Source organism: Streptomyces sp. NPDC057424 (assembly GCF_042803315.1).
In the GTDB taxonomy this organism is placed as follows: domain Bacteria; phylum Actinomycetota; class Actinomycetes; order Streptomycetales; family Streptomycetaceae; genus Streptomyces.
On the sequence record NZ_JBHVCP010000011.1, the window covers coordinates 57011 to 66195 of the forward strand.

Annotated in this window: 11 protein-coding genes and 1 pseudogene; 3 read left to right on the plus strand and 9 right to left on the minus strand. The window is 69.8% G+C overall.

The window, feature by feature from the left end; genetic code table 11:
• Positions 1 to 6: 6 nt before the first annotated feature.
• Both ACFU3E_RS12285 and ACFU3E_RS12290 read right to left on the minus strand, forming a co-directional pair.
• Positions 7 to 228, minus strand: coding sequence for a DUF397 domain-containing protein (locus ACFU3E_RS12285; RefSeq protein WP_384155430.1), 222 nt, complete (start codon positions 226 to 228; stop codon positions 7 to 9).
• A pseudogene (locus tag ACFU3E_RS12290) lies at positions 179 to 1022 on the minus strand (Scr1 family TA system antitoxin-like transcriptional regulator). The gene ACFU3E_RS12285 and the pseudogene ACFU3E_RS12290 overlap by 50 nt, the downstream one beginning before the upstream one ends.
• 122 nt (positions 1023 to 1144) lie before the next feature.
• Between ACFU3E_RS12290 and ACFU3E_RS12295 the strand changes: the two are divergent.
• Both ACFU3E_RS12295 and ACFU3E_RS12300 read left to right on the plus strand, forming a co-directional pair.
• Positions 1145 to 1471 (plus strand): hypothetical protein, encoded by a 327-nt coding sequence (locus ACFU3E_RS12295; RefSeq protein WP_384155432.1) that lies wholly within the window; start codon positions 1145 to 1147, stop codon positions 1469 to 1471.
• A complete protein-coding gene (locus ACFU3E_RS12300; RefSeq protein ID WP_384155435.1) occupies positions 1468 to 1797 on the plus strand; it encodes a hypothetical protein in 330 nt (109 codons plus the stop codon). The genes ACFU3E_RS12295 and ACFU3E_RS12300 overlap by 4 nt, the downstream gene beginning before the upstream one ends.
• Positions 1798 to 1817: 20 nt before the next feature.
• Here the strand turns inward: ACFU3E_RS12300 and ACFU3E_RS12305 are convergent, their stop codons facing one another.
• The 6 genes from ACFU3E_RS12305 to ACFU3E_RS12330 form a co-directional block, all read right to left on the minus strand.
• Positions 1818 to 2579: an ABC transporter permease gene (locus ACFU3E_RS12305; RefSeq protein WP_384155438.1), complete on the minus strand. Its 762-nt coding sequence runs from the start codon at positions 2577 to 2579 to the stop codon at positions 1818 to 1820.
• The gene (locus ACFU3E_RS12310) at positions 2576 to 3526 is read right to left on the minus strand and encodes an ATP-binding cassette domain-containing protein (protein WP_384155441.1); all 951 of its coding nucleotides are present in this window, start codon (positions 3524 to 3526) and stop codon (positions 2576 to 2578) included. Before ACFU3E_RS12310 ends, ACFU3E_RS12305 begins: the two co-directional genes overlap by 4 nt.
• Positions 3527 to 3599: 73 nt before the next feature.
• Complete coding sequence (locus ACFU3E_RS12315) at positions 3600 to 4241, minus strand: PadR family transcriptional regulator (protein ID WP_384155444.1); 642 nt, start codon at positions 4239 to 4241, stop codon at positions 3600 to 3602.
• A gap of 10 nt (positions 4242 to 4251) precedes the next feature.
• Complete coding sequence (locus tag ACFU3E_RS12320; RefSeq protein WP_384155447.1) at positions 4252 to 4803, minus strand: DinB family protein; 552 nt, start codon at positions 4801 to 4803, stop codon at positions 4252 to 4254.
• Positions 4804 to 4905: 102 nt separating this feature from the next.
• A complete protein-coding gene (locus ACFU3E_RS12325; RefSeq protein WP_384155450.1) occupies positions 4906 to 6369 on the minus strand; it encodes an aldehyde dehydrogenase family protein in 1464 nt (487 codons plus the stop codon).
• Between the two features lie 96 nt (positions 6370 to 6465).
• Positions 6466 to 7290 (minus strand): helix-turn-helix domain-containing protein, encoded by an 825-nt coding sequence (locus ACFU3E_RS12330; protein WP_384155689.1) that lies wholly within the window; start codon positions 7288 to 7290, stop codon positions 6466 to 6468.
• 364 nt (positions 7291 to 7654) lie between these two features.
• On the opposite strand from ACFU3E_RS12330, the gene ACFU3E_RS12335 reads away from it, so the two are divergent.
• Positions 7655 to 8149 (plus strand): ATP-binding protein, encoded by a 495-nt coding sequence (locus ACFU3E_RS12335; RefSeq protein ID WP_384155453.1) that lies wholly within the window; start codon positions 7655 to 7657, stop codon positions 8147 to 8149.
• A 92-nt stretch (positions 8150 to 8241) separates the two neighbouring features.
• On the opposite strand, the gene ACFU3E_RS12340 is transcribed toward ACFU3E_RS12335, so the two are convergent.
• Positions 8242 to 8460 carry a DUF397 domain-containing protein gene (locus ACFU3E_RS12340; protein ID WP_361873567.1) on the minus strand — a complete coding sequence of 73 codons (219 nt, stop codon included), beginning with the start codon at positions 8458 to 8460 and terminating at the stop codon, positions 8242 to 8244.
• Positions 8461 to 9185 lie beyond the last annotated feature (725 nt).

Below are 9185 nucleotides of genomic sequence, written 5' to 3' on the forward strand. Positions count from 1 at the left end.
GGGCGGTCAGGAGGGGAACGCGCCGTTCCTGACCGCCGTGACGAACGTCGACCAAGCCGGCTCCGGGAGGATGATCGCCGGTCCGTGGGGGTTCTTCGAGTCGCGTACGGGAACGCCCCGGCGGTGGCCGTCGAGGACTTCCAGGCAACTGCCGCCCTGATCGTTGCTGTAGGAGGACTTACGCCACCCCTCCACCGCCCTCGCGTTCGGTATGACTCGGTTGGTCATGACGTTCGCAGTCCCTTGCTGTCGCCCTGAGCAGAGCCAGGGATTCCTTCAGAGGCAAGGCGTTGCCCAACGCGAAATCGTAGCGATGCTGGAGTTCCTGGACGATGGACGGGGAGTCATGGACCCTTCCCATCCACAGGCCCTCACCGTAGGCCACTGGCGGCTGGTCCTCGAACCACATCAGTGTGAGCATGTTGCTCAGTAGTGGGTGGCTGCCCAGCGCAAACGGCAGGACGTGCACCTGGATCCGGCCGACCTCGGCAAGACGTACGAGGTGGTCGAGCTGTTCCGCCATGACATCCGGCCCGCCGATCTGGCGTCGCAGCACCGCCTCGTCCAGCAGCGCCCACACCACGGGCGTCATCGGATCGTCGAGGATCTTCGCCCGCTCCAGGCGTGTGACAACGAGCCTGTCACATTCCTCTTCACTCACAGGAGGAAACGACCTGCTCAGAACCGCACGGGCGTACCTTTTCGTCTGGAGGATGCCCGGCACGAACGACAGGGCGAACTCCCGGATCATCACTGCCTGTTGTTCGAGCAGCCGGGCCGCCTCGAAGTAGTCCGCGACCGCCACGTCCTCCTGCGGCAGGAAGCTGCTCAGCACGTTCCCCGTGTTCAGAGCGCTGTCCAGCCGCCTCGCGTCCTCCTTGGACGGCACCCGGCACCCGGCGCCCCGCCTCGATGTGTGCGATGTGCGAACGGGTCATGACGGCCATCTCGGCCAGTTGCTGCTGGGTCAGACCGGCCGCCTCGCGCTGCTCCCTGAGCCAGTCGCCGTACATGTGTCCCATCCGGATCAACTCCCCTGTGACAAATGCTCTGTCACGTCTCACCCTCTGGCGAGCCTAGCCCGGCCCCTCTCACTCTGTATGTCGATCGCTACAGACAGCGACATCGATTACGGAGTCACGCCATGCTCGGCGCCATCGCCCGCTTGCTCGAAGCACTGCTTCACCTCGTCCTCCCCGCCACGGGGCGACATCGACTCGCCGCGAGGCACGGATACAACCCTCCGCGCGCGCCGGTCGAGGGGCCGGCTCCCCACCGGTTCGGCGCACGCCCCCTGCGCGGCGAGGACAACGCCCTCGTGCGCCCCTACCTCGTCACACACGAGCGCCGGGAGCGGGAGCGGCGTCGGCGAGCCCGGCGTGGCCCCCTGCTGCTCGCCCCTCAGGGCATCGACCTGCGCCCGCGTCCCTCGTACCCGCACCCGATCCACCACATGGGAATGACCGCATGACGGACCATGCCATCACACCGGCGAGACTGCTGCCCTGGACAAGTGCAGAGGGGAAATCCTGCTACCTCCTGACCGACGGCAGCGGCCGCCTCTCCCGGGCCGCCGACGCCATCGAGAGTGTCCAGCTCTGCATGGCCGACGACCTCCTCGACCACGCGACTGACATGCTCGGGGACGAGAGGGCGACCACCGGGCAACTCCGCTTCCTCCTCACCCGCATGAGCGAGGCCCTGACCGACGTACGCCGCATCGCGGAGAGCAGAGGCGCCCGCCTCCTCGCGTACGCGGACGCCGGGGACGACACGAGAGAGGACAAGGGCCACTGACCACCCCATGTCGGCCGGGCTCACCTACTGAGCCGCCCGAACCTCCGTACCGCCAGCGGGAAGAAGACCGCCAGCAGGCCCAGGGGCCAGACGACTGCCGCCCACACGTGCCCGGCCTCCGCGCCGGGCACGCCGAGCAGGTCCCGGACGGCCGTGGCCGTGTGGGACATCGGGTTCCACTCGACGACCGTGCCCAGCCAGCCGGGCATGGAGCCGGGGGTGGCCAGGGCGTTGGAGAGGAAGCCGACCGGCCAGACCAGGATCTGCACGGCCTGGACCATCTCCGGCTTCCCCGCCACCAGGGCCAGGTGGATGCCGATCCACAGCATGGCGAACCGGAACAGGAGCAGCAGGCCCACGGCTCCGAGGAGGGCCGCCGGGCCGCCGCCGGGACGCCAGCCGAGTGCCGCGCCCACGCCGATGAGCACGACCAGGGCCAGCGCAGACTGGAGCATGTCGGCGGCCGAGCGGCCCACCAGGACCGCCCCGTTGGCCATGGGCATCGAGCGGAAGCGGTCGATCACGCCCTTGTTGAGGTCCTGCGTGACGGCGAGCATCGTGCCCTCCAGGCCGAAGGCCATGGTGAGCGCGAGCATGCCGGGGATCAGGTAGTCGCGGTACTCGCCGCTCACCCCCCGGCCGCCGCCGATGAGGTAGCCGAACATCAGCAGCAGCATCACCGGGAAGGCCAGGTTGACCACCACTTGGACCGGCTGCCGCCCCCAGCGGGCGAGTTCCCGGCGGGTCATGGTCCAGGAATCGGTCAGGGCGTAGGCGCTCACGCGGCCTCCTCCACCCGGCGGTCGTCTCCGGTGAGGTGCAGGAACACCTCGTCCAGCGTCGGGCGGCGCAGGGCGACGTCCTCCGCCTCGATTCCGGCCTCCTGAAGGGCCCGCACGACCCCGGAGAGCGCCTCCATGCGGTCGGTCACCGGAGCGCTCAGCAGCCGCCGGTCGGTGTCGACGCTGGCCCCGGTGAGGGGCAACAGGGCTACGGCTGCCCCCAGTTGGCCGGCGTTGCGCAGGACCACGTCGATGCGGTCGCCGCCGGTCTCGGCCTTCAGTTCGTCCGCCGTGCCCTCGGCGACGACCCGGCCGGCGTCGACGACCGAGATGCGGTCGGCGAGCTGGTCGGCCTCCTCCAGGTACTGGGTGGTGAGCAGGACCGTCGTACCGCCGCCGACCAGGGAGCGGACGGAGCCCCACACCTCGGCGCGACCGCGCGGGTCGAGGCCGGTGGTCGGCTCGTCCAGGAACAGCACCTCCGGCTCGGTGATCAGGGAGGCGGCGAGGTCCAGGCGGCGCCGCATGCCGCCGCTGTACTGCCGGACCGCCTTGCGGCCGGTGTCGGCCAGGGCGAAGCGCTCCAGGAGCTCGTCGGCACGCGCGCGTGCCCGCCTCGCGCCCAGGTGGTGCAGCCGGCCGAACAGCTCCAGGTTCTGCCGGCCGCCGAGCTCCTCGTCGAGCGCGGCGTGCTGGCCGAGCAGGCCGATGCGCAGCCGGACGGCGTACGCCTCGCGCAGCACGTCGCGCCCGGCCACCTCGATCCGGCCCGCGTCGGGCCGCAGCAGGGTGGACAGGACCCTCACCAGGGTGGTCTTGCCCGCGCCGTTCGGGCCGAGCACCCCGTGCACCGTGCCGCGCGCGACGGTGAGGGCGAGCCCGTCCAGTGCCTTCTTGCCGCCGTACGTCTTGTCCGCGCCTTCGACGGTGATCGCCGCGTCGGCCACTGAGCCTCCCCTACTAGTCAAACTTGACTACAGGCTCGAAGGTAACCCCGTGCACACCATTCGTCAAACTTGATTAGTGGGCGTCCCCGGGGTGCCGCTCCCCCGTCGCGTACGGGTTCTCCTGGTTCTCGGCCAGGATGCCGACGAACGGGTCGCCCTCGTCGGCGAAGGTGTAGGCGCCGCCCTCGATGCGCTCGATGAGGCCGCGGGTCCACTCGGCCTCGGAGTCGGCCGTGTGGACCCACATGTTCATGATCTCGCCGATGTGGCCGAGCTGTTCCGGCCCCTCCTCGGGCACGTAGTGCTCCAGGACGGAGGCCCGCCACTGCTCGATCCGCAGGGTCCGCTCCTTGAGCAGGGCCACCGCCTCGGCCCGCGGCAGGTCGACGACGAAGCCGACGGCGGCCGTCTTCACGTCCCCGCGCTGGTCGTAGGTGACCAGCGCGTCCCGCAGCAGCCGGAGGTACTCCTCCCTGCCCCGCCCGGTGATCTCGTACTCCGTGCGGGGCGGGCCGCCGGCCGTGGACGGGGCGACCTCGTGCGCGTGCAGCAGCCCCTGCTTCGCCATCTGCTTCAGGGCGTGGTAGATCGAGCCGGGCTTGGCAGTGGACCACTCGTGCGCGCCCCAGTACTCCAGGTCGTTGCGCACCTGGTAGCCGTGGGCACGGCCGTGCATACGGACCGCGCCGAGCACGAGGAGACGGATCGCTGACATGCGGTCCAGGTTAGGACCCGGCCGCCACCTGCTGTTCCGCGGCCACCAGCTCGAAGGCCGTCGCGCCGTCCAGCGACTCGCGGATGATGTCGGCGTGGCCCGCGTGCCGGGCCGTCTCACGGATCAGGTGCAGGCACAGCCAGCGCATCGAGAGCCACTCGTCCTTCGGGTTCCAGGACGTCCTCGGGAGCTCGAAGGTGTCGTCGAGGCTGGGCACCGCGCGGATGAAGGTCTCCGTGTCGGCGGCCACCTTCTCGTAGTACGCGAGCTGCGACGCCACGGTCTCGTCGCCGGTCAGCCGGAAGCACTCGTGCCAGTTGGACTCGTCCCGGTGGACGGCCGGCGGCTCGCCCTTGGCCCGGGCGATCCAGCCCTGCTCGACCTCCGTGACGTGCTTGAGCAGCCCGGCCAGGGACAGCTCGCTGGCACTGGGGCGGGACGACGCCTGCTCGTCCGTCAGGCCGAGCAGGGCCCGCCGGATGCCGCCGCGCTGCTCGGCGATGAACGACAGAAGCGCTCCGCGCTCGTCACCGGGTGCCTCGGGTCCCACGTGCTTCACCATGACCGGCCGCCTTTCGTCGGGGTGGCTGCTGCCTGACACCGACGAAACTACGGACCCTTGCGGTCAGGTTCTGGCCGCAAGGGTCCGGCATGCCGAATGCCGTCAGAACGGGAACCCGCTCCGGCCGTGCTGCACCGAGATCCACTTGGTCGTGGTGAACGAGTCCAGCATCGTGTCGCCGTTGAGCCGGCCGATGCCCGAGTGCTTCTCACCGCCGAACGGGACGATCGGCTCGTCGTGCACGGTGCCGTCGTTCACGTGGAACATGCCCGCGTCGATCTGCTTGGCGAAGTTCACACCGCGCTCGATGTTCCCGGTGTGGACGGCGCCGCTCAGGCCGTACGGGGTGTCGTTGACCAGGCGTACGGCCTCGTCCTCGCCGTCGAACGGGACGAGGAACGCGACCGGCCCGAAGACCTCCTGCCTGAGCAGCGCCGAGTCGGCGGGGACGTCCGTCAGCACGGACGGCTCGACGAGGTTGTCGGTCCGCCCGCCGCGCACCAGGGCCGTGGCGCCCTCGGCGAGGGCCTGCTCGACCACGCCGGAGAGGGCGTCCGCCTGCGAGGAGTTGATGACCGGGCCGATGACGGTCTCCGGGTCGCGCGGGTCGCCCGCCTTGAGGGTCTTCACCTTGGCGACGAACTTCTCGGTGAACTCGTCCGCGACCGAACGGTCCACGAGGACACGGTTGGCGGCCATGCAGACCTGGCCCTGGTGGACGTACCGGCTGAAGACGGCCGCGTCGACCGCGTAGTCGATGTCGGCGTCGTCGAGGACCACCAGCGCGCTGTTGCCGCCCAGTTCGAGGACGCAGCGCTTGAACTGCCGGGCGCAGACGGTCGCGACGTGCCGGCCGACCTGGTCGGAGCCGGTGAAGGAGATGACCTTGGGGACCGGGTGCTCGAGGAAGGCGTCGCCGATCTCCGCGATGTCCGTGATGACGACGTTCAGCAGCCCGCCGGGCAGCCCCGCGTCCTCGAAGAGCTTGGCGACCAGGGAGCCGCCGACGATCGGCGTGTTCTGGTGCGGCTTGAGCACCACGGCGTTGCCGAGCGCGAGCGCCGGGGCGACGGACTTGATCGACAGCAGGAAGGGGAAGTTGAAGGGGCTGATCACGCCCACGACGCCGACCGGCACGCGGTAGACGCGGTTCTCCTTGCCGTCCACCGGCGAGGGGATGATCCGGCCTTCGGGGGCCAGGGCCAGATGGACCGCCTCGCGCAGGAACTCCTTGGCGAGGTGCAGCTCGAAGGCGGCCTTCAGCCGCGTGCCGCCGAGCTCGGCGATGATGGCCTCGGAGATCTCGGCCTCGCGCTCCTCGATCAGGCGCAGCGCCTTCTCGAAGACCGCCCGGCGGGCGTAGGGGCTGGTCGCGGCCCACTGCTTCTGGGCGCGGGCCGCCGCCCGGTACGCCTGATCGACCTCGTCGACCGTGGCTATGGTGATCGACGCGAGCTTCTCGTCGTCGTACGGGTTGAAGTCGATGATGTCCCAGGAACCGGTGCCCGGGCGCCACTCACCGTCGATGTACTGCTGTGCAAGGTCGGTGAAGCAGGACGACGACAATGTGATCCCTCGATCCCTAAGCAGACCCCTGATCGCGCCTTCACGATCTGATCACACGTCATCGTACTTGTGTTTCAAACGAGTTGGAGGAGGACTTCAGGAGAGTTGAAGAAGCCCTCGGAGGACATCGCGGCTCTCCGAGGGGCCCGGGCTGTCACTCTGGAGCTCCTTGAGCGCCTTCTCGTACTGGGCGACGTCCTCGGCCTTGTCCAGGTACAGCGCGCTGGTGAGCTGCTCCAGGTAGACGACGTCCGACAGGTCGGACTCCGGGAAGCTGAGGATCGTGAACGCGCCACTTTCGCCGGCGTGCCCGCCGAGGCTGAACGGCACCACCTGGAGGCGTACGTTGGGCCGCTCGGAGATCTCGATGAGGTGCTGGAGCTGGCCCCGCATCACCTCACGGTCGCCGTACGGGCGGCGCAGCGCGGCCTCGTCCAGGATGATGTGGAAGTCGGGGGCGCGCTCGTCGACGAGGTGCTTCTGCCGCTCCAGACGCAGCGCCACCCGGCGTTCGACGTCGGCCTCGCTCGCGCCCTGCATGCCCCGCCGGACCACCGCGTGGGCGTACGCCTCGGTCTGCAGCAGGCCGTGCACGAACTGCACCTCGTACGCCCGGATCAGCGAGGCGGCGCCCTCCAGGCCGACGTAGGTCGGGAACCAGCTGGGCAGCACGTCCGAGTAACTGTGCCACCACCCCGCGACGTTGGCCTCTTTCGCCAGGGACAGCAGGGAGGCGCGCTCCTGCTCGTCCGTGATGCCGTACAGGGTCAGCAGGTCCTCGACGTCTCTGGTCTTGAAGCTCACCCGGCCCAGCTCCATCCGGCTGATCTTCGACTCGGAGGCGCGGATCGAGTAGCCCGCCGCCTCGCGCGTGATGCCCCGCGCCTCACGCAGACGCCTGAGTTGTGATCCGAGCAGCATGCGCCGCACCACCGATCCCGGCTCTCCCGCGCTCACGTTCGCCCGCCTCCCCAACGTCTTCAGGGGCCGAAGTCTGCCACTAAAACACTCCGAGCAGTACTCGTCCGGTTACGGAAACGGAATCCAGACGGTCGACGCTCGCGCGCGGGAGCAAGAAGAAGGCAAGTAAACGACCAAAGAGGGGCGCGAGGATGACGGAAAAATTGGCCAACAAGCGGTACGGGACGCCTCATTCCGGTCACCTGCACGTGCATCTGCCCTTGCATCTGCTGTTCGCATCCGAAACCATGGTCCCGCACCACCGCCGCATCGCACCGACCGCGAATTCCCGGGAGTGCCTCGCATGGGGACGAATGGATCGACCATGCTCGAGCCGTTACGGCAGGGCCTTCCGCCGCTGGATCCCGCGGCCGTGTCCGACGCCGCCTCCTGCGCCCTGCCCGCCCGCTACGAAGCGGTGCGCGAGGCACGGCGGTTCACCCGCAGAACGCTCGACCAGTGGGACATGGGAGAGCAGTTCGACGACGTCTGCCTGGTGGTCTCGGAACTCGTCACCAACGCCCTGCGGCACGGCCTCCCGGCGAACGACGTGTGCGTCAGCGGCCGGGAACCCCCCGTGCGGCTGCACCTGATGCGGTGGACCGAGCGGCTGGTGTGCGCGGTGCGCGACCCCAGTCACGACAGTCCGGTGACCCGGGAGACGGACGACTTCTCGGCCGAGTCGGGCCGCGGACTGTTCCTCGTCGACTCCTTCAGCGACGGCTGGGGCTGGCATCCGCTCGCGGGGGCGCTCAACGGCAAGGTGGTCTGGGCGCTGTTCCGGCTGCCGCGCAACGGTTCGCGACCGCACGGGGAATGAGAAACCGCGGCGCATTCTCGCGTCGCGGTTCTACGCGCGTTACCGCGCACCCGGTACCGATTGCCCCGATTCCGCCGGGGCCTGCCGGATCGTCAGCCGCCCACCAGGTGGTCGAACTCGCCGTCCTTCACACCCAGCAGCATCGCCTCGATCTCCGCACGGGTGTAGACCAGCGCGGGACCGTCGGGGAAGCGTGAGTTGCGGACGGCCACGTCTCCGCCCGGCAGCCGGGCGAACTCCACGCACGAGCCCTGCGAGTTGCTGTGCCGGCTCTTCTGCCAGGCCGCGCCGCGCAGCCCGGCGGCCGCCATACCGTTGTACACGTCGTGGTCCACAGGTCGCTCCCCGGTGGTGCACTGGCTGGTGTGGCCATTGATGCAGTGGTCAACTGACCCGGATCATAGCCCTGATCATGTGCAGATGCATGGGCAGATGCACGTGCACGTGGGGTGGTCCTGCGGTTACAGCTTTGACGACCGCTTTACCGAAGTTCTTGACTGTTTGACGGCCTGACCCCACCTCTCGTTCCCCCGGGTCTGCGACGAAGCCGGGGGGTTCGGGGAGGTTCGGTGGAGGCGGAGCATCCGCTCGCCGGCCCGGCGAAGCGCCGCGCGGGGGCCGTCCCGGAGATAGCGGGAGCTGGGGCGCGGGGCCCGGCGCGACCGTTCGACCGGCCGACCCGCATCCGGAAGACGGCCGTGGCCTGCGAGGACGGGGAGAAATGGGCCGGTCGCAGGAGGGCGGGACCCTCTCCCCGGCCGGTGTCCCGCTCGGACGATCGCCGGACACCCGCTCGACTTCCGGCCCCGGGCGACCCGCGCGGCACGCCCCCGGCCCGCCCGGGCGCACGACCTCCGCACGGCGGTTCCGGCCGCGTCCGCCCCGGTCCTGAGCACCCTGCGCACCCGCCACGCCGGTCGGCCCGCATCAGCCACCGGCCCGGTCGCGACACGGACCGGAGGCCCCGCACCCGTCAAGCGTGGGAAACCTCACCCGGCCCGAACCGGCTCAGCGCACGGCGCACGGCTCGGCTACG

Coding starts and splice junctions, on each gene's coding strand:
- ACFU3E_RS12330 (WP_384155689.1), bottom strand. CDS start 7,290: ATGCTGCTCGGATCACAACTCAGGCGTCTGCGTGAGGCGCGGGGCATC.
- ACFU3E_RS12335 (WP_384155453.1), top strand. CDS start 7,655: ATGCTCGAGCCGTTACGGCAGGGCCTTCCGCCGCTGGATCCCGCGGCC.
- ACFU3E_RS12340 (WP_361873567.1), bottom strand. CDS start 8,460: ATGGCGGCCGCCGGGCTGCGCGGCGCGGCCTGGCAGAAGAGCCGGCAC.
- ACFU3E_RS12315 (WP_384155444.1), bottom strand. CDS start 4,241: ATGTCAGCGATCCGTCTCCTCGTGCTCGGCGCGGTCCGTATGCACGGC.
- ACFU3E_RS12300 (WP_384155435.1), top strand. CDS start 1,468: ATGACGGACCATGCCATCACACCGGCGAGACTGCTGCCCTGGACAAGT.
- ACFU3E_RS12295 (WP_384155432.1), top strand. CDS start 1,145: ATGCTCGGCGCCATCGCCCGCTTGCTCGAAGCACTGCTTCACCTCGTC.
- ACFU3E_RS12285 (WP_384155430.1), bottom strand. CDS start 228: ATGACCAACCGAGTCATACCGAACGCGAGGGCGGTGGAGGGGTGGCGT.
- ACFU3E_RS12320 (WP_384155447.1), bottom strand. CDS start 4,803: ATGGTGAAGCACGTGGGACCCGAGGCACCCGGTGACGAGCGCGGAGCG.